Source organism: Streptomyces sp. CY-1, assembly GCF_047218265.1.
Classification (GTDB): domain Bacteria; phylum Actinomycetota; class Actinomycetes; order Streptomycetales; family Streptomycetaceae; genus Streptomyces; species Streptomyces niphimycinicus.
The window spans coordinates 10,976,793-11,001,987 of sequence record NZ_CP178393.1 but is presented as its reverse complement, the minus strand read 5'-3'; the positions used below and the strand labels follow the sequence as shown (position 1 = coordinate 11,001,987).

The 25,195-nt window shown below is 69.5% G+C and carries 22 protein-coding genes and 7 pseudogenes; 22 read left to right on the top strand and 7 right to left on the bottom strand.

Annotated features, from left to right (window positions below):
- Positions 1-173 precede the first annotated feature (173 nt).
- Positions 174-1,262, bottom strand: a complete 1,089-nt coding sequence (locus ACK1X7_RS46145; RefSeq protein ID WP_385150732.1) for an alcohol dehydrogenase catalytic domain-containing protein — start codon at positions 1,260-1,262, stop codon at positions 174-176.
- A 350-nt stretch (positions 1,263-1,612) separates the two neighbouring features.
- Between ACK1X7_RS46145 and ACK1X7_RS46140 the strand changes: the two genes are divergently transcribed.
- Positions 1,613-2,110, top strand: coding sequence for a pyridoxamine 5'-phosphate oxidase family protein (locus tag ACK1X7_RS46140; protein ID WP_390792307.1), 498 nt, complete (start codon positions 1,613-1,615; stop codon positions 2,108-2,110).
- A gap of 199 nt (positions 2,111-2,309) precedes the next feature.
- On the opposite strand, the pseudogene ACK1X7_RS46135 reads toward ACK1X7_RS46140, so the two are convergent.
- A pseudogene (locus tag ACK1X7_RS46135) lies at positions 2,310-3,115 on the bottom strand (winged helix-turn-helix transcriptional regulator).
- Between the two features lie 38 nt (positions 3,116-3,153).
- Here ACK1X7_RS46135 and ACK1X7_RS46130 point away from each other — a divergent pair.
- The 12 genes and pseudogenes from ACK1X7_RS46130 to ACK1X7_RS46075 all read left to right on the top strand — a co-directional run.
- Positions 3,154-4,143, top strand: a pseudogene (locus tag ACK1X7_RS46130) (phosphopyruvate hydratase); the annotation flags it as partial.
- A gap of 394 nt (positions 4,144-4,537) precedes the next feature.
- Positions 4,538-4,888, top strand: a complete 351-nt coding sequence (locus ACK1X7_RS46125; protein ID WP_361500939.1) for a hypothetical protein — start codon at positions 4,538-4,540, stop codon at positions 4,886-4,888.
- 393 nt (positions 4,889-5,281) lie between these two features.
- Positions 5,282-5,596: a hypothetical protein gene (locus tag ACK1X7_RS46120; protein ID WP_390792304.1), complete on the top strand. Its 315-nt coding sequence runs from the start codon at positions 5,282-5,284 to the stop codon at positions 5,594-5,596.
- Between the two features lie 422 nt (positions 5,597-6,018).
- Positions 6,019-7,422 carry a DUF7507 domain-containing protein gene (locus ACK1X7_RS46115; RefSeq protein ID WP_385150747.1) on the top strand — a complete coding sequence of 468 codons (1,404 nt, stop codon included), beginning with the start codon at positions 6,019-6,021 and terminating at the stop codon, positions 7,420-7,422.
- Between the two features lie 344 nt (positions 7,423-7,766).
- Entirely contained in the window at positions 7,767-8,756 is a 990-nt protein-coding gene (locus ACK1X7_RS46110) for an NADP-dependent oxidoreductase (RefSeq protein ID WP_398158825.1), read from the top strand.
- A 26-nt stretch (positions 8,757-8,782) separates the two neighbouring features.
- Positions 8,783-9,082, top strand: coding sequence for a hypothetical protein (locus ACK1X7_RS46105; RefSeq protein ID WP_413116718.1), 300 nt, complete (start codon positions 8,783-8,785; stop codon positions 9,080-9,082).
- A 183-nt stretch (positions 9,083-9,265) separates the two neighbouring features.
- Positions 9,266-9,922 (top strand): PP2C family protein-serine/threonine phosphatase, encoded by a 657-nt coding sequence (locus ACK1X7_RS46100; RefSeq protein WP_413116717.1) that lies wholly within the window; start codon positions 9,266-9,268, stop codon positions 9,920-9,922.
- Between the two features lie 545 nt (positions 9,923-10,467).
- Positions 10,468-10,740: a hypothetical protein gene (locus ACK1X7_RS46095; RefSeq protein WP_385150756.1), complete on the top strand. Its 273-nt coding sequence runs from the start codon at positions 10,468-10,470 to the stop codon at positions 10,738-10,740.
- Positions 10,737-10,988 carry a helix-turn-helix domain-containing protein gene (locus tag ACK1X7_RS46090; RefSeq protein ID WP_390792299.1) on the top strand — a complete coding sequence of 84 codons (252 nt, stop codon included), beginning with the start codon at positions 10,737-10,739 and terminating at the stop codon, positions 10,986-10,988. Before ACK1X7_RS46095 ends, ACK1X7_RS46090 begins: the two co-directional genes overlap by 4 nt.
- A gap of 295 nt (positions 10,989-11,283) precedes the next feature.
- Positions 11,284-11,706, top strand: coding sequence for a hypothetical protein (locus ACK1X7_RS46085; protein WP_385150759.1), 423 nt, complete (start codon positions 11,284-11,286; stop codon positions 11,704-11,706).
- A gap of 859 nt (positions 11,707-12,565) precedes the next feature.
- On the top strand, positions 12,566-13,393 hold the full coding sequence (locus ACK1X7_RS46080) for a calcium-binding protein (protein WP_385150762.1): 828 nt from the start codon (positions 12,566-12,568) through the stop codon (positions 13,391-13,393).
- A gap of 80 nt (positions 13,394-13,473) precedes the next feature.
- Positions 13,474-13,689: pseudogene (locus ACK1X7_RS46075) on the top strand (ATP-binding protein); the annotation flags it as partial.
- 96 nt (positions 13,690-13,785) lie between these two features.
- Here the strand turns inward: ACK1X7_RS46075 and ACK1X7_RS46070 are convergent.
- Positions 13,786-14,829, bottom strand: coding sequence for a helix-turn-helix domain-containing protein (locus ACK1X7_RS46070; protein WP_398158830.1), 1,044 nt, complete (start codon positions 14,827-14,829; stop codon positions 13,786-13,788).
- 218 nt (positions 14,830-15,047) lie between these two features.
- Here ACK1X7_RS46070 and ACK1X7_RS46065 point away from each other — a divergent pair.
- Positions 15,048-15,508: pseudogene (locus ACK1X7_RS46065) on the top strand (transposase); the annotation flags it as partial.
- Between the two features lie 2 nt (positions 15,509-15,510).
- Here ACK1X7_RS46065 and ACK1X7_RS46060 read toward each other — a convergent pair.
- Positions 15,511-15,660 (bottom strand): annotated as a pseudogene (locus ACK1X7_RS46060) (transposase); the annotation flags it as partial.
- A 52-nt stretch (positions 15,661-15,712) separates the two neighbouring features.
- On the bottom strand, positions 15,713-16,477 hold the full coding sequence (locus tag ACK1X7_RS46055) for an NAD(P)-binding domain-containing protein (protein ID WP_385153267.1): 765 nt from the start codon (positions 16,475-16,477) through the stop codon (positions 15,713-15,715).
- Positions 16,478-16,669: 192 nt separating this feature from the next.
- Between ACK1X7_RS46055 and ACK1X7_RS46050 the strand changes: the two are divergent.
- The 4 genes and pseudogenes from ACK1X7_RS46050 (at position 16,670) to ACK1X7_RS46035 (ending at position 19,894) form a co-directional block, all read left to right on the top strand.
- Positions 16,670-17,345: pseudogene (locus ACK1X7_RS46050) on the top strand (ferredoxin reductase).
- Positions 17,346-17,590: 245 nt separating this feature from the next.
- Entirely contained in the window at positions 17,591-17,998 is a 408-nt protein-coding gene (locus ACK1X7_RS46045; RefSeq protein ID WP_413116716.1) for a ferredoxin, read from the top strand.
- A gap of 48 nt (positions 17,999-18,046) precedes the next feature.
- A pseudogene (locus tag ACK1X7_RS46040) lies at positions 18,047-18,532 on the top strand (MBL fold metallo-hydrolase); the annotation flags it as partial.
- Between the two features lie 243 nt (positions 18,533-18,775).
- Complete coding sequence (locus ACK1X7_RS46035) at positions 18,776-19,894, top strand: ROK family protein (RefSeq protein ID WP_413116962.1); 1,119 nt, start codon at positions 18,776-18,778, stop codon at positions 19,892-19,894.
- Positions 19,895-20,029: 135 nt separating this feature from the next.
- Here the strand turns inward: ACK1X7_RS46035 and ACK1X7_RS46030 are convergent, their stop codons facing one another.
- A complete protein-coding gene (locus ACK1X7_RS46030; RefSeq protein ID WP_385153273.1) occupies positions 20,030-20,587 on the bottom strand; it encodes a MarR family winged helix-turn-helix transcriptional regulator in 558 nt (185 codons plus the stop codon).
- A gap of 113 nt (positions 20,588-20,700) precedes the next feature.
- Between ACK1X7_RS46030 and ACK1X7_RS46025 the strand changes: the two genes are divergently transcribed.
- From ACK1X7_RS46025 to ACK1X7_RS46010, 4 genes are read left to right on the top strand one after another with little or no spacing between them, the layout of a single operon-like run.
- The gene (locus tag ACK1X7_RS46025; RefSeq protein ID WP_390792293.1) at positions 20,701-21,618 is read left to right on the top strand and encodes an SDR family NAD(P)-dependent oxidoreductase; all 918 of its coding nucleotides are present in this window, start codon (positions 20,701-20,703) and stop codon (positions 21,616-21,618) included.
- Positions 21,618-22,493, top strand: coding sequence for an amidohydrolase family protein (locus ACK1X7_RS46020; RefSeq protein ID WP_390792292.1), 876 nt, complete (start codon positions 21,618-21,620; stop codon positions 22,491-22,493). The genes ACK1X7_RS46025 and ACK1X7_RS46020 overlap by 1 nt, the downstream gene beginning before the upstream one ends.
- Before the next feature lie 10 nt (positions 22,494-22,503).
- Positions 22,504-24,030: an o-succinylbenzoate--CoA ligase gene (gene menE / locus ACK1X7_RS46015; RefSeq protein WP_413116715.1), complete on the top strand. Its 1,527-nt coding sequence runs from the start codon at positions 22,504-22,506 to the stop codon at positions 24,028-24,030.
- Positions 24,027-24,482 (top strand): MaoC family dehydratase, encoded by a 456-nt coding sequence (locus tag ACK1X7_RS46010; protein ID WP_385153286.1) that lies wholly within the window; start codon positions 24,027-24,029, stop codon positions 24,480-24,482. Before menE ends, ACK1X7_RS46010 begins: the two co-directional genes overlap by 4 nt.
- Positions 24,483-24,538: 56 nt before the next feature.
- Here the strand turns inward: ACK1X7_RS46010 and ACK1X7_RS46005 are convergent, their stop codons facing one another.
- The gene (locus tag ACK1X7_RS46005) at positions 24,539-25,192 is read right to left on the bottom strand and encodes a response regulator (protein WP_385153289.1); all 654 of its coding nucleotides are present in this window, start codon (positions 25,190-25,192) and stop codon (positions 24,539-24,541) included.
- Positions 25,193-25,195 lie beyond the last annotated feature (3 nt).

Here is a 25,195-nt window from a genome sequence, read left to right as displayed (position 1 = left end):
CCACACTTGCCGATCCGCGCCGATGACCGGCGGGAGCGCACTCCCCCGCCCGGGGCGGGGGTCGCGGGCAGTCCCTCGCGCCCCCAGAAGCACGGCTCCCCCGGACGCCCGTCGGCCCCGCATACGACCGTGCGACAGCCCGAACCGCAGCCGAGGCAGCACGGTCGACGTTGTCAGCCGGCGGGCGGGGTGAGGACGGTGCGGTCGAAGGGCCCGCTGTGCATCGCGGCGTAGGTGACGGCCTCGTTGACGGCGTCGAGTCCGAAGGTGCGGACCCGTTCGAGACCGAGATCGAGCGCACCTGACGCGATGAGCCGGATCATGCCGACATTCGCGGAGCGCGGGTACATCCACTGCCCGCGCAGGGTGACCGAGTTGCGCATGATCCACGGATAGGGAAGCGCGAGGTCCGCACCGCCGAGCATGCCGACGCCGCCCATGAGGACCACCCGGCCGTACTCGCGGACGGTCATGGCCGCCGCACGCGCCACCGAGCTGGGTGCGGCAGGCGGGAGCAGGTCGAGCACCATGTCGATCGGCCCCTCGGCCGCAGCGGACATCGCCGCGCGGTCGGAAGCCTCGTCGCCGGTCAGTTGGACCGGTCGCACACGCGGGCCGAACCGGTCGACGAGCAGGTCGAGCACGGCGTGGTTGCGGCCCGGCGCGACCACCCGGCCCGCCCCCATGGCCAGCGCGGTGGCGACGGCGGCGCTGCCGAGGTTTCCGGTGGCCCCGCTGACAAGCAGCGTCTCGCCTGCTTCGAGTCGGCCCGCGAGCAATCCGCCGTAGGGAATGACGTACGCAGTGAGCGAGGACCAGCGCGCCAGGTCGTGCCCCGCTTCCGCGGGCAGGGGGTAGACGTTCTCCGTCGGAACCCGCATGAGTTCGGCGAAGGACCCGTCGTGCAGGTGCCGGGCGAGCCTGGCGCCGCCGTCGCCGCGGGAACTCCAGCCCAGCAGCGTGATGTCGGGGGTCAGCGCGTCGTCGCGGGAACGGACGGTGCTGTCGCACCACACCAGGTCGCCGACGCGCAGCCGGGTGGCGTCCGGGCCGACGCCGACGACCCGCCCCACGCCGCCGGGACCGGGTACCACAGGGGGTTCGAGCGGGTACTTCCGCTGGCCGCTGAAGACCTCATCCGCGTACGGCGGGACGCTCGCCGACAAGACCTCGACCACCACCTCGCCGCCGCCCGCCCCCGGATCGGGAATCTCCCGCACCGTGAGCGGGTCACCGAACTTCGTCAGGACTGCTGCTCGCATCTGCCGACCTCCTTGATGGCTCGTTGATGGCTCGTTCCGAGGCTAGGAGCACAGAGGGCATGCGCCAAGCGAAGATCCGGCATCCCTGGTATGCGTATGACGCATGGCCTTCTCCAGTACAGCTCTTCGGGTTCCGCGGCAGGTCGCCGAGTCGGGCCCTGCGGGCGTGCTGCCGCCCGGTCAGGGCACCGAGACCGCGACGGTGTCTCCACCGAGATCCCTCTCGGAGTGGTGGCCGCCTTCGAGAATTCGTGCGCCCCGGATGTCGAGAACCTCCGGTCGGCTCCGTCCCAGGGACACGAGCGGCCACGCGCATGCCGCTCGATGAGGCCGACGAAGGAGCGATCACCATGCAACCGACCGAGATCACCGAGATCCTGAACCGACCGATCAGCCAGGAGCTGCTGGCCCGCGACCTGACCCGGCTGGCCTACGTCGCCGGGGACGGCACACCGCGATGTATCCCGATCGCGTTCACCTGGAACGGCTCGGAGATCGTCCTGTGCACCACGAAGAACGCCCCGAAGCTGCCCGCACTGCGCAAGAACCCGATGGTTGCCCTGACCATCGACACCGAGGTCCACCCACCGAAGATCCTGCTCATCCGCGGGCGGGCCGAGCTGGACGCCGTGGACGGCATCCCGGACGAGTATGTGCAGATGAACGGCAGCTACGAGATGACACCCGAGCAGCGCATCGCGTGGGAGGCCGAGGTCCGCTCGCTCTACGACGGCATGGTCCGGATCGTCGTCACCCCGACCTGGGCGAAACTCATCGACTTCGAAAACACCCTGCCCACCGCGATCGAGGAGCTGATCCGGCAGCGGGCCGAACGTCAGCACGTCTGAGATCAATGCCATGGCCAGGCAGGTCGGTGCCGCTGGCCTCGATCACGGCAGGGTCGGTGATCCGGCCGGACGGTCGTCGCGCGGTGGCCGGGCAGAGCGTCCGGGCTGCCCTCGAGCAGGCGGCCGAAGTGCGAGAGCCGCACCTCGGGCAGTTGCCGGGCGCAGGAGGAAAAGAGGTGGTGGACGGTCGGACTTGTGCTCAGGTCGCGGCCAGTCGCAGACTCTCGGCGACCGCATGCGGGATGTCGACGACCGGGAACAGCGCGTGCCGTATGGTCCGTTCGGCGTCGACGACCAGGATCAGGCGCTTGTGGCGCAGCCGGCCCGCGCCGCGGAAGGTCGGCAGCCGCAGGGCAGCGGCCAGTTGGTGTGCGGCGTCGGAGAGCAGGGGTACGGGACCGCTTCCGCCTTGGCGAACTCCGTCTGCTCGTGGACGAGTTGGGTGCTGACTCCGCGCACGTCCACGCCCGCCTTCCGGAAGTCGGACCAGGCGTCGCGGAAGAGCCGGTTCTCCAGCGTGCAGCCGACCGCTCCGGGGATCGGCGGCTCGCCCCATTCGACTCCCGTGCCGGGATAGGTGAACAGCACGGTCGCGACGGCGTCCGGGGAGACCAGGGGCAGGTCGACGCCATGCGTGCCGGGCAGGGTGAGGCCGTCGGGCAGCCGCGTGCCGACCAGGGCGTGGACGCGGGCATGTTCGGCGCTGTCCCCCTCGGTGGTCGCGGTGAGGCTGCCGTCGCCGAGTACCCAGCGGTCACCCCAGTCCTGCATGGCGACGAGCAGGGGCAGCAGTGCGGCGCCGGCGTCGGTGAGCAGGTACTCGTAGCGCACCGGACGCCGCTGGTAGAGGCTGCGGCGTAGCACCGCGCTCGCGACGAGCCGGCCGAGCCGCTCGCTCAGGACCCTGCGGGACAGGCCGATCTCGGCGGCCAGCGCGTCGAAGCGGACGTGTCCGCGGGCGATCTCGCGCAGCACCAGCACATGCCACCAGTCCCCCAGGACCATGGCGGCCTGGGCGATCCCACAGGTCTCGTCAGCGTTAACTGCGCGACAGCGACCCGGCCCGGTTCCACGGCAAGGGAGTACGGCGCGCCGTCGACGCCGTCAACGAGACCGTCGCGGACGCCGTGACCGGACTCGACGCCGAGGACCAGGCGACCGTCGACCGCACCATGATCGAGCTGGACGGTACGGGCACCAAGTCACGGCTCGGCGCCAATGCCCTGCTCGGCGTCTCCCTGGCCACCGCCAATGCCCTGCTCGGCGTCTCCCTGGCCACCGCCAAGGCCGCCGCGGCCGCCCACCGCCTGCCGCTGTACCGCTACGTCGGCGGAGTCGACGCCCGCCTGCTGCCGGTGCCGATGATGAACATCGTCAATGGCGGCGCACACGCGGACAATCCGCTGGACTTCCAGGAGTTCATGATCGCCCCGATCGGCGCGGCCACCTTCGCCGAGGCCGTCCGCATGGGCTCGGAGTTCTTCCACGACGAGACCTACGACTACACCGGCGAGGGCATCCGCCGCACCCCCGCCGAACACGCCGACTACCTCGCCACCCTCGTCGACAGCTACCCCGTCGCCTCCATCGAGGACCCGATGGCCGAGGACGACCACGACGGCTGGCGCGACCTGACCGCCCGTCTGGGCAACCGCTGCCAGCTCACCGGCGACGACGTCTTCTGCACCAACGAGACACTGCTGCGCGCGGGCATTCGCGACGGCATCGCCAACTCGATCCTGGTGAAGGTCAACCAGATCGGCACCCTCACCGAGACCCTGGCCACCGTCGCCACCGCCCACCGCGCCGGCTACACCGTCGTCATGTCCCACCGCTCCGGCGAGACCGAGGACACCACCATCGCCGACCTCGCCGTCGCCACCGGCTGCGGCCAGATCAAGACGGGTTCGCTCTCCCGCGCCGACCGCACCGCCAAGTACAACCAGCTCGTGCGCATCGAGGAGGAACTGGGCACCCAGGCCCGCTACGCCGGCCGCGAAGCGCTCGGCTTGCGCCGGTCCGCCCCGGTATGACTCGCATCACCGCCGGCATCCCGGTCTTCCGTGACGGCTTCACCACCGGGCCCGCCACGGCCCGGACAACTCCACTGCTTTCCGTCGCGCAGGGGAGTTGTCCGGCGCCGGGGGACGCCGGACTCACCCTCGTGGCCGCCGGCGCCAAGGCCGCCGGACTCGCCCTCGCCGGTTTTCTCGCGCGAGTCGCTCACAGTGCCGCTCTGGACCTCGAACGGACGCGAGTGCAGTCACCGGCGAACGAGAGGTAATCGCAGAGTTCTTCGCTGCCTGTCGGCACCTCGGCCACGTCGGCAGCAACCTCAGCGTGTTCTTTGACCCTTGGACCTTTGCAGGGTGATCAGGGTCTTCTCCGGCTGCCAGTTTTGCCTGGTCTCCGTCTAGGGTGTCGAGGATGCCGCTTGTCGAAGTGACCTATGCGCCCACGGTGCCCGAGCCCCAGCTACGCGAACTCGGCTCGGTGCTGCCGCACCTGGTGTCCTTGGCTGTGGAGTGCCCCGAGGAGCCGTACGACGGTGAGCTGCAACCCGGGGATGTCGAGATCCGCTTCCGGCCGCTGAGCCCGCTGGACCGTAGCGGCCTGACGGTGGTGATCGAGATCAAGTCGAAGTGGTCCGCCAGCAGGGAAGCCAACCGCCAAGAGCGCGTGGACGCGCTGCACGCCGACATCCGCGCCGCAACCGGGCTCGTCGACTTCGGCGTCTATCTGTCGCTGCCGAGCGCCGCTTGGTCTCAGGGAGACTGATCACTCACACCCGACGGCGTCGTTCCTCAGAGCCCAGCGAAAGGGCCGCGACCCGTGGCACATGGTCGTCATGCCCGGTACCTCGGTATTCGTCGGCGACACGGACGATGAGGCCAGGGAGATCGAGCACGAGATCCAGACCGGGGACAGGGACTTCGACCGAGCCCTGGCGGGACTCGGCCGCCCGTTCGGCTGGCACGACTTCCGCCAGTACGACCTGGATGCCCCGTTCCCGCAACAGGCCCTCGCCCACGCGGAGCGCGGCTTCCGTACCAACGCCGAGAAGATCGCCAACAAGGCGAAGGAAAAGGGCTGGACGCTCCGCCAGACCGTGGAGTTCATCTTGAGCCCGCGCCCGACCCTGTTCGCCGGATCGCCGGATCGCCGGAAACGGTGGCCACCCGGCTTCAGGAGTGGTTCGAGGGCCGCGCCCTCGATGGCTTCAACTACCCCATCGGGCACCCCAGCCAGTGGCGGCGCTTCCGCGAGGAGGTCGTTCCGATCCTCCAGGAACGCGGCATCGTCCGCACCGAGTACGAGGCCACCACACTCCGCGGCGACCTGGACCTCCCGGTACTCGGCGCTCGTACCGGCGAGGGGCAGGGCGCCGAACGCGGCCGCGGCGGCCACAGCAGCCAGGACATGGCACGGGCGTACAGAGGACCTCCAGAGGCAAATACGTGGCCGACGGAACGATGGTGGCCCTGACCTGCCCAGTCCTCATCGAAGGGCAGTCGACAACCGGTGGATCCACGTCCCGGCCGGTCTCACGGGCGCCCGGGTGGGTGAGACCGCAGCGCCGGGATCGTCAACTTCGCCGGAGACCGATTCACCCTGCCCGAGGATGAGCACGGGCGGTACGACAGTCGCATTCGGCCATGACAGGAGTGTCAGGAGAAAGCGGAGAGACGTATGTGACGGAGGCGTCGTGAGCCGACGGGGCATGAGGGAGCAGTGTGCCGGGAGTTGTCCGAGGGGCAGGTTCCACAAACCTGCCGCGCGAGATTGGCCGGACTCATTCGCCAATCACTTTACGTGCTTAGATGAACACGTTGTGCTACTGACAGTTTCCGGCTCCGCCACGGCCCGGCGGGTGCACTCCAGCAGCATCAACGCAAGGGGAATGAACCATGGCCACACCTCCTGCTGCTCCGCGTCGAGTTGCCCTGGCCAACGGCGGCTTCGAAGAGCCCGCCGTGACCGGTGTGGAGATCCTGCCGGATGCCTCTCAGACGCAGGCGTCCAAGCGTGTCCCGGGCTGGCTGACCACCGCCTCCGACCACATGATCGAGCTGTGGCACTCGGGCTTCAACGGTGTACCGGCGGCCGAGGGCACCCAGTTCGCCGAGCTCAACGCGAATCAGGTCTCCACGCTCTACCAGGACCTGTCCACCACCCCTGGTACGAAGCTGTACTGGCGGCTGTACCACCGCGGTCGCCAGGGCGAGGACACCATGGCGCTGGACATCGGCGCGCCCGGCGCCACAGTGGAACAGAAGCGCTTCACCGACGGCAACACCGCCTGGGGTTACTACACCGGCACCTACACCGTTCCGGCAGGCCAGACGCTGACGCGCTTCGCCTTCCGGTCCGTCTCCGCCGCCGGCGGCAACCGCAGCATCGGCAACTTCCTGGACGGCATCTTCTTCGGCACCGCCCCCTACGTGACACTCGACAAGACTGCCATTCCGGTCGGCCCGCTGGAGGTCGGCGATGTCGTCACCTACCGCATCACCGCCAGGAACGAGGGCGGCGGCGCGGCCGAAAACCTCATCCTGGCCGACATCGTCCCCGACGGCACGACATATCTGCCAGGCTCCCTGCGCATCGTCGACGGCCCCAACGCCGGAGCGAAGAGCGACACGGACGGCGATGACCAGGGCTCCTACGACGCCGAGGCGAACGAGGTCGTCTTCCACCTCGGCAACGACGCTTCCGGCACACAGGGCGGCAGCCTGCCCAGCACCCAGACCCTCCCGGCAGGGACCACGGTGGAGTACCGGGTCACCATCGACCTGGCCGCCGCCGGGAAGCAGATCAGCAACACCGCCACCGCCGCCTACGAGAACCGGCTCGGCGAGACGCCCGAGCCGCTGACGGCCACGTCCAACGAGCAGGTCACGGAGGTCAAGCCGGCCGCCGACCTGACCGTGACGAAGGCAGCCGACGCGACCACCGTCACCGTCGGCCAGACCGTGACCTACCGCATCACCGTCCACAACTCCGGCCCGAACCAGGCCACCGGCGTCACCGTCACCGACCAGCTCCCCGATGGCCTGACCTTCCTGTCCGCCGACGGCACCCCCGGAAGCTACGACCCGGCCACCGGGCTGTGGACCGTCGGCGACCTGGCCGACGGCGCCACCGCCGCCCTCGTACTGCGGGCCAAGGCCACCGAGACCGGCCGGATCACCAACACCGCCACTGTCACCGGCAACGAAAAGGACCCCGACCCCACCAACAACACCGACACCGTCACCATCTGCGTCGAACCCGCCCCCTCCTGCTGCGACCCCTGCTCCCCCCGCAAGTAACCCGCCCAGGAACACTCCGCGCGGACTCCCGCCGGCAACCGCCCCCGGCACGCCCCCTGCGAGGGACACGGCCGGGGACACGGTTCCGGCGGGCGTCGCGGCCGAAGACGCGGCACCGGCCGTCGACCGGCGATCATCCGTAGAGCGAGCGGGTTCCGGGGCTGTTGCCCTTGAAGCGCAGGCCCGCGGCGACACACTCCAGCGGCCTGAAAACGACCGAGCACTCAGAGTGCCGTAAAGCCCGGCCACCTCGGCATGCTCCCCCGCCCGTCCCGGCACATAGGCATGGGGATCGCGGGCACTCAGGGTGTCTGTAGCCAGTGCGGACCCAGGAAGGGCGCAGAATGAAAGGGATCGTGGTGACGGACCAGGCCGCGGGAACGGCTGGGATGACGCTCGTCGAGCGGCCGGAGCCGGCCCCTGCGGGAAACGACGCACTCGTCCGGGTTCATGCGTCGGGATTCACCCCGGGTGAGCTGTTGTGGCCCTCGAGCTGGACCGATCGCCTCGGCCGCGACCGGACACCGTCGATTCCCGGGCACGAACTTGCCGGAGTGGTCACCGCTCTCGGCTATGGCACGACGGGGCTTTCGGTGGGGCAGCGGGTGTTCGGGCTCACGGACTGGACTCGCGACGGCACCCTCGCGGAGTACGCGGCCGTCGAGGCACGCAACCTCGCGCCGCTGCCGGGCGACGTCGACTTCACGGTGGGCGCGAGCATGCCGATCTCAGGTCTGACCGCATGGCAGGGACTGTTCGAGCACGGCCGCCTTGAGGCAGGGCAGAGCGTCCTGGTGCACGGTGCGGCCGGCGGAGTCGGATCGATGGTGACGCAGCTCGCACGCGGGGCCGGCGCCTACGTGATCGGCACCGGGCGCACTGCCGACCGGCAGACGGCGCTCGACTTCGGGGCGCAGGAGTTCGTCGACCTCGAGAACGACGCCCTGGAAGACATCAGCGAAGTCGACCTGGTGTTCGACGTCATCGGCGGAGACATCGGGAAGCGGTCCGCAGGTCTGATTCGGGCCGGAGGAACGCTGGTGACCATCGCAGGACCGCCCGAGGTCCGGCCCGCCAACGGCCGGGCGATCGACTTCGTTGTCGTACCCGATCGCACCCGCAGCCGGGTCGGTTCCGTAGAGCCCGGCCCACTCCGCGTACCGGCCTTGTCGATGGACACGCCCTTCTTGGCGATGGGCTGGTCCAGGTACCGCTTGAGCAGATCGATCGCCTCCGCCCGCCACCGATCGGGGGTGATACGGCGTGAGGCCGCACTCCTTCCGTGCCGTCGGGTATGGCGGTATGGGCGGGAGAACACCCTCTCACCGTCGTAGGCCGGACACGGAGTGGGAGAGGGCGGATGGCGGACGAGGTGAGGGCCGGCGGCCGAGGAGCCGGTGCGCGCCTGGGCGGGGTGGGCGGGTCGGTGGAAGTGCGCGGCGGCTGGGCCGGGCTGCTCGTCATGGTCCCGGTGCTGCTGCTGATAGGCGGTGTGGTGCTGGACGTCTTCGGGCCGGTGCCGTACGCCGGGCTGCCCCTGCTGTCCGCCGGTCCGCTCGCGGCCTGCATGGTGCTGACGTTCCGGGGTGCGGCGATCACCGCGGCCGCCGCGTGCGTGCTGGCGGTGTGTGTGGATGTGCTGGTGAACCCCGCCCGCTGACGGCGGTCGTGGTGAACCTGCTGGACGTGGCGCTGATCAGCGCGATCGCGCTGTGGCTGAAGTGGGTGGTCCCGCATCAGGGGCAGCGCTTCGCGGCGGTGCGCGCCGTGGCCGAGGTGACGCAGCGGGCGGTCCTGCCACTGCCGCCCGCGGGGGGACGGTGTCGGTGGCCACCCGCTACGCGTGTGCGCACGCGGAAGCGCTGGTCGGCGGAGACTTCTACGCGGTGCGCAGTTCGCCGTTCGGGGTGCGGGCGCTGATCGGGGACGTACGGGCAAGGGGCTGCCCGCCGTATCCACCATGGCCGTGGCGACCAGCGCCTTCCGTGAGGCGGCGGAGCAGGCGGGGACGTTGCGGGAGCTCGCCGCGTACGTGGAACGGGCCCTGGTCCGGTTCGCGGCGGACGCCGGCGACCAGCCGGACGCACTGGAGCAGTTCGCCACCGCCGTACTGGTCGAGGTCAGCGAAGAGGAGAGGGAGGTGCGGTTGCTCCACCGCGGCCATCCGCCGCCGTATCTGATCCGCGGGGGCCGGGTGACGTCGCTGGAACCATCGGCTCCGGGGCTTCCCCTGGGGCTGGGGATGCCGGAGGGCGTCGGCGTGTCCGGCTGTGACACCTTCCCCTTCCACCAGGGGGACTACCTGCTGCTGGTGACCGATGGTGTCACCGAGGCGCGCGACCGGCACGGGGCCTACTACGAACCCTGTACGAGGCTGGCCAACCGGGATTTCCGCACAGCGTCGGAGGTGGTGAACACACTCGTTGCCGATGTCACCGACTGGACCGGGGGCCGGCGACATGACGACATGGCGATCCTGGCCCTCACGCCGGTTCGCTGAGGGGAGGTGAGGCGAGCCTCCGGGCCGGCCGATCGCAGGAGACCCGCCTAGGGGCGCAGGAGACCCGCGAGTCCGGCGACCGCCCTGGCTGAGGCGGTGATGGGAACACAGCCGCGGTAAGCGCCCGCGGCACCGCAGGCCCGCATTCCCTTGTCGGACAGGTCCCGGGAGGCTGCCCAACCTACCGATGCCTTGGGTATTCCTTTACTATTTCGTCCGCGCGCTGGAGGAGTTGCTGACGGCCGCTGTACGGGGAGATGGTGTGCTCCAGACCTTCGCCACAGATGAGTTGCCCTCGGCGGACCGCTTCGATGCCTTCCGCGAGCAGTTGGCCATGCTGCACGCGCCCATGGACTTGGTCAGCGACCACGCTGCGGATTACACGGCTCGCACGTGGCTTCTGCCGCTGGGGGCCACCTTGGTGTACGGCATATCCGGGCTCCCGGTTCTCCTACGAAGGTCCCCCAGACTCATCCGGCAGACGGATCGGGGCAGGCCGTCTGCCGGCCGGGTTTCTGCGCCGTCTGCCCCAGGAGGGCAGCTCCTTGGGTGTCTCGGACGCCCTGCGGCTGGAGCCAGTCCTGCTCAACTTGACCGCGGCGCTGTTCGCCCAAGTGACCGATGCCGAGGAGAGCCTGCCGTCCGAGACCCACCAGCAGGTCCTGGCCCTGCGGATCCGGTCCTTCATCAGCCAGCGGCTCCACGATACGGAACTGGACCCGGCCGCCATCGCCGCCGCCCACCACATTTCCGTCAGCCACCTGCACCGGATCTTCCAGGAGCAGGCCCCGGCCACGGTGAACACGGCACGATCATGAGCTGGATCCGTGAACAGCTCCTCGAGCACGCACGCCGCGACCTCACTGATCCAGCACTACGCGACCGGCCGGTCGGCGAGATCGCGCACCGCTGGGGCTTCACCCACCACGCCACTTTCACGGGTGCTTTCCGCGCTCGCTATCGGATAACACCGACCGAATACCGGAATGACCACGCAGCGCAGCGACAACCGGCCGCACAGGCCAGCCATCCGGCCGCACAGAACGGGGACGCCCGCCACTCCTGATCTGCCGTGGTCGGACCCGTGGCTGACGGGCGCCGCGGCGCGAGGCCGGCCCGGGTCCCGGGATTTCATCAGCCCGACTTTGGTCCGGCCGGAATGCCATGGGCCAGGTCGAGGACACGGTCGGTTGTGCTTCTCCCCGCCGAGGTTCCCAGAGCGAGACGCATCGTCAAGGAACTGTGGACTCCTCGACAACGACTTCCCGTCAGCGGCCAGTCATCCTGACAAGGCAACAGTCGAGGCCAAGAACACCTCAAGGTGGGCCCCGATGTCTGCTCACTGTCACTAGGAGAATCACGTGAAAAGAAAACTCTCTCTGGCTGTTCTGGCCAGCGCCGTCCTGATGCTGGCCGGTGCGTTACCAGCGAGCGCGACGTCCGGCCGGGTCGGACCCGCCAGCCTGCGGCAAGACGAATGGGTCAACTACACGACTCAGCGCACCATCACGGCCAACAGCAGCAATATCTACGTTCGGAAGTCGAACGGTCCCAAACTGGAGATCAAATGGCGCAGGTGTGCGGGTGGGGCACAAGGAAGCCCGGTTACGCTTCCGGACTCCGACCCGACCGACGTCATCCGCATTGGGCAGGATTTCCTGTCCGGAACCGTGTTCTGCCTTTCCGCTCGCAGCCGCGGAAGTAACGAGACCGACACCTGGGAGGGCATTGTCTGGTGGAACATCCACCAGACTCCGGACGTGCCTGGCTCAGCCATCCCGTGAGAGTCGTATGTGCTGTGCTCGTGATGGCGGCAAGCCTCGTGACTGTCGCAGCTTGCGATCAGGGACCAGCACCCTCACCGGCCGTGCCGACCCCACTGGATCGCGCCGGATACGCCACGGAGTTAAGGAAGTTCTATGACCGGTTCCGCTGGCCATCCGACTACCGGCCTGATCTTGATCGTCTGATCGAGGCGACGCGGCCCGCAGCGGACGAACGGCTGCCGGCCGGAGTCACAAGGGCCGTCCTCAATGTCGTGAATAGCTGCGCGTGGTACCTGTCTTGGGACGCGGCGACGGCCCGGAGAGACGACGCGGCAAGCGGCAGTGCACTGAGGGTTATGACCGAGGATCTCACGAACTATCCACCTCCCAAGGACCAGGAAGGCAGGGACTTCGTCATACGCGTCGCCGAACGCGCCAAGGCGGGAGACCCGGCACCGGCTCGACAGTACGTCCGGGCAAACTGCGACACGACCCGTTGGGCGGGGCATTGATGACAACGCCACAGATCCACGGTGCCGCCTGACGCAGTGAATGAGTCCGCTGCTGGATGATCAGGCAGCGCCAGACCCGCTGCCCCGGGCCCGGGCCTCCTGCCGCGTGTTGAGCGGCGGGAGGTCCGGCTTCCCCCGGGTTGCCACGGCTCCGTTCCAGACGGTGGATTTTCCCCAGCGTCGCGGCGGACAGCCCATGAATCACCGAGAAAGCGTGAGGAAAATTCCCGGTGCCGTACAGGTGAACGGGAAATGGGGACTCGAGGGAATCGGTGAAGAGGGCGTGGGAGTGCACAACCCCGCGTGGATCTTCCACGTCGAAATGGGTGATCGGAAATCAGTTCCACTCCCCACGGAGGTTTTTCGTGTCCACCCTTGGCCCGCGTTCCCGCCCCGTCCGCCCGGTCGGCGTCGCCGCCTTACTGGCCGTGGCGGCCAGCACCGGACTCTTCGCCTGGAACGCCCAGGCCGCCACCTCGCCCGCGTCGTCATCGCCGGTGTCGTCGGCCGCGTCACCGGCCACCGTGACCGCCGCGGACGGAGTGATGGCCTACACGGCGGCCGACGGCCAGACCAACAAGCTCACCATCAAGCGGATCAGCGAGACCGACACCACGCTGACCTTCGGCGTCGACGACGTTGTCGAGATCACCGCCGGCACCGACTGCACCCACCCCACCGCCACCGACCTGACGTATGTGACCTGCACCGTGCCCGTCCCCGACCCGGACCACGGCGGCGACCAGGGCACCGTCGAACTCGGCGACGGCAATGACAGCATCAAGATCTCCGGCGGCGATGTGAGCGTCTACGGCGGGGACGGGGACGACACCATCAACGGCGCTTCCGTCGCGGTGGGCGGCGACGGCGACGACACCATCAGCCACACCACGAACGCGAACGGCAACGCCGGCAACGACACCATCACCGACTCGTTCGCGGTGTGGGGCGGGGACGGCGACGACACCGTCATCGGCGATGATGTGGCCAACGAGATCTACGGCGGGCCCGGCAACGACTACCTCGACGGCGCCGGCAACGATGACTCGATCTACGGCGAAGAGGGCGACGACACCATCAAGGGCGGACCGGGCAACGACTACCTCTTCGGCGGCCCCGGCCAGGACGACATCGACGGCGGCCCCGGTGACAACGTCATCGACCAGGACGGATCCGTCCCTGACGGGTTCTGAGGGTTCTGAGGGGACCTGAACAACAAGACGGCCCGGGGCGACGCCCCGGGCCGTGGCCGCCGCCTATCCCACCGGTGCCGAGGCCGTACCGGTTCCACGCCGACCAGGACACCCTCCGCGGGCGCATCGCCGGCGACACTGTTCTCGGCCCCAACTCCCCCTTCCGCCTCAAATACCTCGAGCCCTACGCCGAGGCGGCCCGCACCTGGCTGCATGACGAGGCCGAGGTCGTCGACACCACGCACCTCACACCCGCCGAGGCCGCCCTGCGGATCGCAGAGGCCCTCAAGGGTTGAGCTCCCCCCACCACGCGAGCAAGCGCAGGTGGCGAGGTCGAACTGGGTGGCCGCGTCGGCCGTCCCGCCGTGGCGGGCTCGCCTGCTTCGACCGCATCACCCGGTCCGAGGCCGGCCGCGTTCGGGCCGCCTGCTCCGGCGCTCGCGGAGCTCGCGCCGTTCGGCTTCTTCGCGGGGAAGTGCCTCCTGCCGGTAGTCCCTGGGAGCCATGCCGTACGTCGCGCGGAACGCCCGCGTGAATGTGGCCTGGTGGACAAAGCCCCAGCGGGCGGCGATGTGATGGAGGGGCACCGTGTGCTGGGCGGGGTCGGCCAAGTCGCGGCGGATGCGCTCCAGCCGCTGGTGTCGGATGTACATGGTGACGGTGTCCTGCTCGGGTTGGAACAGGCGGTGCAGGTAGCTGACCGATATGTGGTGGGCGGCGGCGATCATGGTCGGTGTCAGATCAGGATCGTGCAGGTGCTGCCGGATGAACGCGCGAATACGCAAGGTCAGGGTGCGCCGGTGGGTTTCCGGGGACAGATGGTTCAGGGCGTCGAGTTCATGGGCGAAGACCGCGGCGACGAGGTCGAGCAGGACCTTCTCCAGCCGGGCGGCGTCGGCAGCGGTGAAGTTGCCGGCGGTGGCGGTCAGCGTGGTGAGAAAGGTGGCGAGCAGAGCGCCGGTGCCATCCCGTCCGCGCAGGGGGCGGCCGATCACGTGGTCGGCCTGCGCCCCGGCCAGTGACAGCACCTCGCGGGGCACTTCGACACTGTTGGCTTCGACCTGGTCCCCGCGGGTGCCGATGTGCAGCTCATAGGGGATCGAGGTGGTGTGGCTGAACAGGCCATACGGACCGTACGTGGTTTCCCGGCCGTTGATGGTTATTCCGACGGTGCCGCGCTGGATGAACGACAGGCGGTACCGCTCGGGGTCGGACTGCCGGATCAGCCTCGGCGTCCTGCGTACCACCGCGGGCTGCCACCCCGCCGCGTAGGCGGGCACGGCGTTCAGCCGCACCACCTGCTGGAAGCCGCGGAAGTCGGCGGAATGGGCACTGCTGATCGCGACTGGCGCGTGGCTCTGGGCCGCCCGCTCGCACCATGCGTCGAAGCGGTCGGCCTGCGGTAAGTCTTCCGTGCGGAACACCGTCTCGATCATCTGTCTCCCCCGTCGCACCTCACGGACGGCAGACCATGCCGTCCGGCTGTCAACCATTTACACCTTGAGGGGAACCCAAGAGGAAGTAAAGGCCGCGCGCGACCCTCCTGTGCGAGCACACCACTGCGCAGCAGATGAGGTTCCCGCCGTAAGGCGGATGCTGGGCAGGCGGCGTCGGGCTAAGAACAACTAACGAAATGATCTTCGAGGTGGTTGGGGTGGCTCGACCGAAGCCGTGGGAAGTCGATGACGGGTTGTGGGCGGTGATCGAGCCGCTGCCGCCTGTAGTTGAGCGGCGCACGACACATCCGGGACGCAAACGCCATCCGAACCGGCTGGCGTTCCAGGGCATCCTGTTCGTTCTGCACACAGGGATCGCCTGGGAACACCTGCCGCAGGAGATTGGTTTCGGCTCGGGCATGACGTGTTGGCGCTGTCTTGCCGAGTGGACCGAGGCTGGAGTGTGGCCCCGGCCGCACGAGGTCCTCCTCGCCACGCTCCGCGGCGCGAACGCCTTGGACTTCTCCCAGGCGGCGGTCGACGGGTCTCACATCCGGGCGTCAAAGGGGGCTCCAAGACCGGACGAAGCCCTGTTGACCGGGGCAGGACGGGCAGGACGGGCAGCAAGCATCACCTGATCACCGACGCCACCGGGATCCCGCTCGCCGCCACCCAGACCAGTCGGCGGTACTTGTCGTGGTCGTAGCCGCGATCACCAAGCACCACGGTCGGGCGGCGCCGGGGTCGACCGCGTTTGCCGCGCACCGGCGGTACGGCTTCGAGCAGCGGAATTAGTTGGGTGACGTCGTTGCGGTTGCCGCCGGTCAGGCTCGCTCCGCTGACAGGTCCGGCCGGTACGAAGAACGGGCCTGTGCCGGCGTGACTACTTGAGGTCGGAGAGGAGCGAGTCGAGTGCCCTGGTCAGGTCCTCGGCATTGGCCGGGTCGAACCACCTTGTGCGAAGGCGCTCGTTGAGTCCCCCCGGTGTCTCGTGGTCGCTCGCGAGCTGCTGTAGCGAGCGCGTGTCGTCGCCCAGCGCGCGCCCGACGGCCTGGAAGAGGCCGCGGATGTAGCAGTCCGCGCCCTCGGCGGGAACGCCCTGCCGGGCGGCCCAATCGGTGAGCGTGGCCAGGAACCGGTAATGGGTGGTCAGCGTGGCCGTCAGCACCTGGAAGACGTTGAGGGTCGCTTCGTCCGCGACGGTAAGTGTCCCGCCGAGGCCGCCGAAGAGGTTGTCCACAGCCGGGTGGGAGGGGCAGGTCACGGTGACGGACCGACGCTCGCGCGCCGAGGGCAGCGGGATGGCGCGCACCACGGGGGCGTCGGTGCCGAGCGTGCGGCGCACCTCGCTGATGGCGACGCCGGTCATGACGCTGACCACGACGCGGTCGCTGCCGACCCGGAGCCCGGCGAGGGCCTCGGCACGGTCCTGGGGGCGGACGGCGAGGATCACCAGCTCGGAGCGGTGCGCCACGTCGCGGTTGTCGGCGCACACCTGCACGTTGGGATACCGCTGGGCCAGCTCGGCGGCTGTACGGGCGCCTCGTGGCGAGAGGTAGATCTCGGGCGGCTTATCGACGCCGGCGCACAGACCCTCCACGATGGCCCGGCCGATCTCGCCCACGCCGATGATCCCGATGCGGTCCACTGCTTCTCCCCGTCGTGTTGCCGGCAATGGCCCGCCTCGAGGCGGGCCATTGCCGAGTGTAAGTGCGAACCATTGTGCGCAAAGGCCGCCTATGCCTTGCCTTCCGTCGCGCGATCCATGTCCTGACACGTCACAGCGTCAGCCCATGCATCGGAAGCCCGCTTCGGAGGCAATGGGGTGCCGCTCTCTCCTGTGAAAGCGGGAAACCATCTTGAGCAACCCCTCCGACCGCGAGTCGAGAGTGATCTCGTCGTCGTGGCACGGACCGAAGCCGCCGACGGCGTGGCCCTGCTGACGCTTCGTCACCCCGTCGGCGAGCCGCTTCCGCAGTGGCAGCCCGGTGCCCATATCGACCTGCTGCTCGCCGACGGCCTGGTGCGCAACTACTCATTGTGCGGCGCGCCCGGCGACCGGACCGCGTGGCGCATCGGTGTGCCGCGCGTACCGGACGGCCGTGGCGGCTCGGCGTACGTCCACGACAAGCTGCACATCGGCACCCAGGTGCAGGTCCGCGGGCCGCGCAACAGGTTCGCCCTCCGGCCGTCCCGGCGCTACCTGTTCATCGCGGGAGGCATCGGTATCACCCCGGTCCTTCCCATGCTGGCGGTGGCCGAGGCCGCCGGGGCCGAGTGGCGGCTGCTGTACGGAGGGCGGAGCCGCTCCTCCATGGCCTTCCTCGACGAACTGGCCGTATACGGCGAGGCCGTGGCCGTGCACCCGCGGGACCGGCACGGTCTGCTCGACCGTCCTCGACGGCGAACCCGACCACCGGGACTCCGTCCTCAGCGCGGAGGAGCGGGAGTCCAACGAGGTCATGATGATCTGCGTCTCCCGCTCGCGCGGCCCCCGGCTGGTTCTCGATCTCTGATCGCCGCCGGTCCGTCGGTGCCGCCGCGGCCGGGCTCGACTCGGCCCTGGAACGGCTCGGCGTCGTCGACGAGGTCATGGAGTACCCGCGTCCTCAACGACCCCGAGGTCGGCCCGCGCCCCCTGCGCCCCGCTGTTCCGGGTGGCGGGGATGAGCCCGCACCCGGAAGCCGCCGCCGACACATGGCGGCTCATCGAGACCTTCTTCGACACCCACCCCAAACACGACGACCAGGAAGTGGAGTCATGAGCACGACTCAGGCAGAGCAGGGCACCGAGTTGGAGCACAAGCGCAACGACGGCTGGTCCATCGACGACCGCTGCCTCAACTGCAACATCGCCCGCCAGCTTGCCCCCGGCATGATCGCCTACAAGGAGGGCGGCGAGTACGACGGCCTGTCGACCGTCATCCGTCAGCCGGAGACCGAGGCCGACGTCCAGAAGATGTACCTGGCCGCGCACGCCTGTCCGACCCGTTCCATCCACCCGCCGGCCGATCGGTGGGACGCCGACTCGGACCCGTACCCGAAGGCCCTGGACGAGGAGGGTGTCGTCCTCCTGTGCGGGCACGCCTCCCCGCAGACCTACGGTGCCACCTCGTACCTCGTGCGCCGACCCGACGGCACCGCGATGATGATCGACACCCCGCGCTGACGGCCCGCGCTCGCCCGCCGGTACGAGGCGAGGGTCGGCAAGGTCACCGACGTCCTCATCACCCATCTCGACCATGTCGCGCACGCCCGCACATACGCCGACGCGTTCGGCGCCCGGCTGTGGATCCACGAGGGGGACCTGCACTCCCTGCCCTCCGCCGACCACATCATCCGCGGCACGGAGCCGGCCGAGATCGGGCCGGGTGTCATGGCACACCCCTTCCCCGGACACACCGCGGGCAGCACGCTCTTCATCGCCGACGAGAAATACTGCTTCACCGGCGACGCGTTCTTCTGGTCGAACTCGCAGGCGACGCTCGAAGTCGCCCACAGCGTCGTCTACCAGTCGATCAGGACGCTCGCCGAGTCGGTTGCCCGCGGGGCCGAGGAGCTGACCTTCGAGTGGGTGCTGCCGGGCCACGGCGATCTGCGCCACCTCCCCGCCGACGAGATGAGGGAGCGGATGCGCGGTCTCGGCCGCCGCGCCGCGACATATCCCGAGGAAGAGATCGACTACAGGGCGGTCCGCTACTGATGGGCTGAACGCGGACCGTCATCCCGTGCCGGGCCCAGGGCCGACGCGAGGCTCACGCCACTCCCCTGGTCCCGGCCCCCCTGGCCCCGGCACGACCGGAACCTTGAGCCGCCCGCGCACGCGGGTGCTCGGGAACTGGCGTATCGGTGGTGACCGGCGAGACGGGCCTGGTGTTCGGCCGTACGCCAGGCACCTGACCGGCTGCCCCCTCGCGGAGAGCAGCCGGTCCAGGGCCGCTCAGAGCTGGGGTGCGTCCCCGAAGTCGGGGATTTCCCGCCGGGCCCCGCCCTGCCGTGTCGGCTGAACCTCTCGGCGGGCAGCCTCACCCGGCTGACCAAGCCGCTGATCAAATCGGGTCTCCTGGTCGAGCAGACCACCGAGGGTGGCGCACCGGCAAAGGTACGACAGGGTCGGCCCTCGCAGCCGCTGGACATGGTCGCCGAGTCCCGGTTCTTCATCGGCTTCAAGATCACCGAGGACGCGGTCTACGGGGTTGTCACCACGCTCCGCAGCGACATCATGGCCCGCGACGAGCGGCCGCTGACCACGCACGAGCCCGCGTTGGTCGCCGATCTGCTGCGCGAGATGGCAGAGGAGTTCACCCGGGCCCATCCCCGGCCGGCCGGGATCGGCATCGGGGTGGGGGCCGGCGTCCGGGACCGCTCGGTCGTCATCCAGTCACCGTTTCTCGGCTGGGACGAGGTGCCGCTGGCCGAACTGGTCGAGGAGCGGACGGGGTTGCCGGTGGTCGTGGAGAACGACGTGGCGGCGCTGGTCGAGGCCGAGTGCTGGTTCGGCGCGGGCCGCGGCCTCGACCGGTTCGCGGTGCTCACCATCGGGGCGAGGCTGGGCTACGGACTGGTCAGCGGCGGCAGGCGGGTGATCTCCGCCGAGGACGGCCTGAGCCTCGGCCGGGGACGCCGCTGGATGGTCAACCCGAACGGCCCGCTCACCCCGTACGGAGAACGCGGCAGCGCCGTCTCCCTGCTGACCATCCCCAGCATCCGTTACCAGCTCCAGGCCGCCACCGGCCGGGAGATGACGTACGAGGAGATCCTCGGTCTCGCCGCCGAAGGCGAGCCCACGGCCGCCCGGGTCGTGGACGAGGCGGCCCGGGCGCTGGGCACCATCGTGTCCCAGATCGCCAACTTCGCGATGCCTCAGAAGATTCTGCTGGCCGGTGAGGGAGTGGGCCTGCTCGATGTGGCCGGGGCGGCGGTGGAGGAGGCCATCCTCGCCAACCGCCACCCCCAGGCCGACCGGGTCAACCTCGAGACCAAGGTTTCCGACTTCCACGACTGGGCCCGCAGTGCCGCCGTCCTGGCCATCCAGGTGCTGGTCCTGGGCTCGGCGGAGGCATGACACACGCCAAAGCCACGAAGGAGACAGTCAACTGACCGGCCCCGAAGGGGGATGTGAACACGGGAAGGGCACCGTCCACCGCGCGCGGTCAGCGGCCGGGCGGCGGGCATGGCCCGGAGTCCGGCGGGCGAAGCATCAGGCGAGTCTGTTCCCCGCGACGCGCAGCAGGAGCGTGTGCAGCGTCTCCCGGTCGGCGGGGGCGAGCGGGGTGAGGAGTTCGTCGGTCACCTCCCGACCCGCCTGATCGGTGTCACGGAGGAAGGCGCGGCCGTCCTCGGTGAGGACGACGATGCGGCTGCGGCGGTCGTCGGGGGCGGGGCGGCGCTCGGCGAAGCCGAGCTTCTCCAGGTCGTCCACCAGGCCGACGATCGCGCTCGGGTCGTAGCCGAGCCCGGCACTGAGCTCTCGTTGCAACGCGCCCTCGCAGGTGGCGAGGAAGCGCAGCACGGCGTAGTGCCGCAGCCGCAGCCCCGACTCCTGGAGGAAGGTGTTGAAGAGCTGACCGGAGCGCAGACCCAGGCGGTAGAGCAGATAGCCGGTGTCGGCGTGGAGCGCCCGCATCCACGGTTCGTCCGCGTCGATGGGGTGTGGGTCGTCGGTGGGCGGGCGGGTGATGGCGGGCTCCCTGGTCTCGGCCCGGGGCGCCGGTCTCGGCTTCCCGGAAGGGTGGGTCTCGTGTGCAGAGTCCAGCATGGCGCACCCGAGGTGAACAACAACTGTTGACGTTAACAATAATTGTGCTTAGCTTCGATCTCGTTGCCACACCCCGCGCCGGACCGGCGCACCCCATGCGAAGGGACTCGCTCGTGCCCACCATCGATCTGACCGGCAAGGCCGCCGTCGTCACCGGTAGCGGCCGGGGCCTCGGCCTCGCCTATGCACACGCCCTCGCCGCCCATGGCGCGTCCGTGGTCGTCAACGACGTCGACGGGGACGCGGCCGAACAGGCCGTCAAGTCCATCACCGAGGCCGGGGGCACCGCCGTGGCCGAGGTGGTCCCCGTCGGTGGCGCCGAGGCCGCCGACCGGCTGGTGGGCCGTGCCGTCGAGGAGTTCGGCCGACTCGACGTGCTGGTCACCAACGCGGGCATCCTGCGCGACAAGGTGCTGTGGAAGATGACCGACGAGGACTTCGACGCGGTCATCACCACCCATCTCAGGGGCACTTTCACCTGCGCCCGCGCCGCCGCCGTGCGCATGCGCGAGCAGGGCGAAGGCGGCACGCTCGTCCTCGTCGGCTCCCCGGCCGGGCAGCGTGGCAACTTCGGCCAGACCAACTACTCCGCCGCCAAGGCCGGAATCGCCGCCATGGCCCGCACCTGGTCCATGGAACTGGCCCGCGCGAGCATCACCGTCAATGCGATCGTGCCGATCGCCGCCACCGCGATGACCGAGACCATTCCGGCCCTCGCCCCGTATACGGAGGCCCTCAGGAACGGCCAACCGCTGCCGGACTTCCTGCGCAAGGGAGAGGGGTTCGGCACGCCGGAGGACTGCGCCGCCCTCGTCCCCTTCCTGGCCTCGGACGCCGCCCGCGGCATCACCGGCCAGTGCATCGGGATCGGCGGCGACAAGGTGGCGCTCTGGTCGCATCCGCAGGAGACCCGGGCCGCCTACGCCGACGGCGGCTGGACCTCGGACGCGCTGGCCGACGCCTGGCCCACATCGGTCGGCGCCGAACCGCAGACGGTGGGGATTCCCGCGCCGAAGATTCCGGAGGCGTGATGGACCTCCAGGACCTGGTCGCCATCGACGTCCACACCCACGCGGAGGTGTCCGCCAAGGGCCACTCCTCCCTGGACGACGACCTGCACGACGCCTCCTCCGCCTACTTCAAGGTCGAGGGCAACCGCAAGCCCACGCTCCAGGAGACGGCCGCCTACTACCGCGAGCGGCGGATGGCCGCCGTCATCTTCACGGTGGACGCCGAGTCCGCGACCGGCACCGAGCCCGTCCCGAACGAGGAGGTCGCCGAGGCCGCCGCCGCCAACGCGGACGTCCTCATTCCCTTCGCCTCCATCGACCCCTTCCGGGGCAAGGCGGGGGTGCGGCAGGCCCGGCGGCTGGTCGAGGAGTACGGCGTGAAGGGCTTCAAGTTCCACCCCAGCGTCCAGGGCTTCTTCCCCAACGACCGCTCGGTGGCGTACGGCCTGTACGAGGTGATCGAGGAGACCGGCACCATCGCGCTCTTCCACACCGGCCAGACCGGCATCGGCGCCGGTGTTCCCGGCGGGGGCGGCATCCGCCTGAAATACTCCAACCCGCTCCATGTGGACGATGTGGCCGCCGACTTCCCGCACCTGAAGATCATCCTGGCGCACCCGTCGTTCCCCTGGCAGGACGAGGCCCTGGCGGTGGCGACCCACAAGCCCGGCGTGCACATCGACCTGTCCGGCTGGTCGCCGAAGTACTTCCCGCCGCAGCTCGTGCAGTACGCCAACACACTGCTGAAGGACAAGGTCCTGTTCGGCTCGGACTTCCCCGTGCTCACCCCGGACCGATGGCTGGCCGACTTCGAGAAGCTCTCCATCAAGGACGTGGTCCGGCCGAAGATCCTCAAGGAGAACGCGGCCCGCCTGCTCGGGCTGACGCAACCGTGAGAGGTGCCAGATGCGCAACGAGGGACTGGGGTCGTGGCCCGCACGCCGGGCCCGTAAAACCCCGCATCGCACGGCCCTGATCCACGACGAGCGGTCGATCGACTACCGCACCCTGCACACACGCACCACCCGCCTCGCCCACGCCCTGCGTACCCGAGGCATCCGACGCGGCGACCGCGTCGCCCACCTCGGCCCCAACCACCCCGCCTATCTGGAGACCCTGTTCGCCGCCGGCCTGCTCGGCGCCGTCTTCGTCCCCCTCAACACCCGACTCGCCGCCCCCGAGATCGCCTACCAGCTCGCCGACTCCGGCGCCAAGGCCCTCATCCACGGCCCCGCACACAGCGGGCTCGTCGCCGCACTGCCCACCGGCACCGGCGTACGGACCTGTCTCGAGATCGGCGACGCGTACGAAAAAGCCCTGGCAGCCGCGTCGACCGAGCCGATCGACGAACCGGTCGCCCCCGACGACACCTGCCTCATCATGTACACCTCGGGGACGACCGGCCGCCCCAAGGGTGCGATGCTCACCCACGCCAACGTCACCTGGAACGCCGTCAATGTCCTGGTCGACCACGACCTGTTCGCCGACGAACGCGCCCTGGTATCCGCCCCGTTGTTCCACACCGCCGGTCTGAACATGATCACCTTGCCGGTACTGCTCAAGGGCGGCACCTGCGTCCTGGTGGAAGCCTTCGGGCCGGAAGCGACCCTCGACCTGATCGAACGGCACCGCATCACCTTCATGTTCGGGGTGCCGACGATGTTCGACCAGATGGCCCGGCATCCCCGCTGGGCCAACGCCGACCTGTCCTCGCTGCGCATCCTCACCTGCGGCGGATCACCGGTGCCGACCCCGCTCATCGCCGCCTACCAGCAGCGCGGGCTCACCTTCCTCCAGGGCTACGGCATGACCGAGGCGGCGCCCGGCGCGCTCTTCCTGGACGCCGAACACGCCACCGACAAGGCGGGCTCGGCGGGCGTACCGCACTTCTTCAGCGACGTACATGTCGTACGGCCCGACCTCACCCCGGTCGACATCGGCGAGACGGGCGAAGTGGTGGTGCGCGGACCACATGTGATGTCCGGCTACTGGGGGCTGCCCGAGGAGACGGAGGCCGCCTTCACGAACGGCTGGTTCCGCAGCGGGGACGCGGCCCGGGTCGACGAGGACGGTTACGTGTACATCGTCGACCGGATCAAAGACATGATCATCTCTGGGGGCGAGAACATCTACCCCGCCGAGATCGAGGACCTCCTCCTCACCCACCCGGGCATCGCCGAGTGCGCGGTGATCGGCATACCGGACGACACATGGGGCGAGGTGCCCCGCGCGGTCGTCGTCCCGGCGGCGGGCATCGAACTCGATCCGGAGCAGGTGCTGGCATCGCTGTCCGGACGGCTCGCCAAGTACAAGATCCCCAAATCCGTCGTGGTCGCGGACGAACTTCCGCGCACCGCCTCCGGAAAGCTCCTCAAGTCCCGGGTGCGTCGCCGCTACGGCACCCCGAACCCTCAACAGGAAGCCGACACATGAGCATCACCGTCAACGGCCTCGACGAACTGAAGAAGCTCGCCGGCAGCGACCTCGGCACCAGCGAGTGGATCGAGGTCACGCAGGACCGCATCGACACCTTCGCCGACGCCACCGGCGATCACCAGTGGATCCACACCGACCCGGAACGTGCGGCCAAGGGCCCCTTCGGCGCGCCGATCGCGCACGGCTATCTCACCCTGTCCCTGTTCATACCCCTCTTCACCGAACTGCTGGACGTACGGGGCGTGACCACCAAGGTCAACTACGGCCTGAACAAAGTGCGTTTTCCCGCACCGGTGCGGGCCGGATCCCGGCTACGGCTCGCCGCCCGGCTCGCCTCGGTCGAGGACGTACCCGGCGGCGTCCAGATCACCGTCGACGGCACGATCGAGGCGGACGGCGGCACGAAGCCCGCGGCCGTGGTGCAGAGTCTGTCCCGCTTCTACGTCTGACCTGCCGCGATCGGTAGAAGACGCAGTAACCTGCGGCCACGATCCGCCCGCTACGGTCAGGACCGCGGGCGAGCGTCGTGGGTGAGGAGCGCGAGCTGGACACGGTTGTCCAGGTCCAGTTTGGCCAGGGCGCTGGAGAGGTGGGCCTTGACCGTGCCCAGGGACAGGTGCAGGCGGGTGCCGATGTCGGTGTTGGACAATCCCTCGGCAACCGCCTCGGCCACCTCGCGCTCCCGTTCGGTGAGCAACGCCAGTTTCTGCCGGGCGTGTTCGGCCCGGTCGTCCGGTCCGGCCGCCGCATGCTCGATCAGGGCGCGCGCGGCGGACGGCGACAGCGCGGGCTCACCTCGAGCGGCCCGGCGTACCGCGGCGACGATGTCCTCGGGCGCGGTGTGTTTGGCGAGGAACCCGGCGGCGCCCGCGCGCATCGCCTCCAGGACCAGGCGGCGTTCGTCGAAGGTGGTCAGCACGATCACCTGCGGGGCCTTTGTGCCATGGCGGGTGAGTGCGCGGGTGGCCGCGAGGCCGTCCATGACGGGCATCCGGATGTCCATGAGGATCACATCGGGCTCGTGTTCGCCGACGGCGGCGGCCGCCTGAGCACCGTCGGCCGCCTCCGCCACGACCTCGATGTCGTCCGCCCCGCGCAGCATCATCTTCAGCCCGGTCCGTACCAGGGGGTCGTCGTCGGCCAGCAGCACTCGGATCATGGC

What these genes read in the sequence shown, in the direction of transcription:
- ACK1X7_RS46105 (WP_413116718.1), top strand. Translation starts at nt 8,783, where the DNA reads ATGGCGGACGAGGTGAGGGCCGGCGGCCGAGGAGCCGGTGCGCGCCTG.
- ACK1X7_RS46045 (WP_413116716.1), top strand. Translation starts at nt 17,591, where the DNA reads ATGAGCACGACTCAGGCAGAGCAGGGCACCGAGTTGGAGCACAAGCGC.
- ACK1X7_RS46125 (WP_361500939.1), top strand. Translation starts at nt 4,538, where the DNA reads ATGCCGCTTGTCGAAGTGACCTATGCGCCCACGGTGCCCGAGCCCCAG.
- ACK1X7_RS46110 (WP_398158825.1), top strand. Translation starts at nt 7,767, where the DNA reads ATGAAAGGGATCGTGGTGACGGACCAGGCCGCGGGAACGGCTGGGATG.
- ACK1X7_RS46020 (WP_390792292.1), top strand. Translation starts at nt 21,618, where the DNA reads ATGGACCTCCAGGACCTGGTCGCCATCGACGTCCACACCCACGCGGAG.
- ACK1X7_RS46005 (WP_385153289.1), bottom strand. Translation starts at nt 25,192, where the DNA reads ATGATCCGAGTGCTGCTGGCCGACGACGACCCCCTGGTACGGACCGGG.
- ACK1X7_RS46145 (WP_385150732.1), bottom strand. Translation starts at nt 1,262, where the DNA reads ATGCGAGCAGCAGTCCTGACGAAGTTCGGTGACCCGCTCACGGTGCGG.
- ACK1X7_RS46140 (WP_390792307.1), top strand. Translation starts at nt 1,613, where the DNA reads ATGCAACCGACCGAGATCACCGAGATCCTGAACCGACCGATCAGCCAG.
- ACK1X7_RS46115 (WP_385150747.1), top strand. Translation starts at nt 6,019, where the DNA reads ATGGCCACACCTCCTGCTGCTCCGCGTCGAGTTGCCCTGGCCAACGGC.
- ACK1X7_RS46030 (WP_385153273.1), bottom strand. Translation starts at nt 20,587, where the DNA reads ATGCTGGACTCTGCACACGAGACCCACCCTTCCGGGAAGCCGAGACCG.
- menE (WP_413116715.1), top strand. Translation starts at nt 22,504, where the DNA reads ATGCGCAACGAGGGACTGGGGTCGTGGCCCGCACGCCGGGCCCGTAAA.
- ACK1X7_RS46010 (WP_385153286.1), top strand. Translation starts at nt 24,027, where the DNA reads ATGAGCATCACCGTCAACGGCCTCGACGAACTGAAGAAGCTCGCCGGC.
- ACK1X7_RS46090 (WP_390792299.1), top strand. Translation starts at nt 10,737, where the DNA reads ATGAGCTGGATCCGTGAACAGCTCCTCGAGCACGCACGCCGCGACCTC.
- ACK1X7_RS46070 (WP_398158830.1), bottom strand. Translation starts at nt 14,829, where the DNA reads ATGATCGAGACGGTGTTCCGCACGGAAGACTTACCGCAGGCCGACCGC.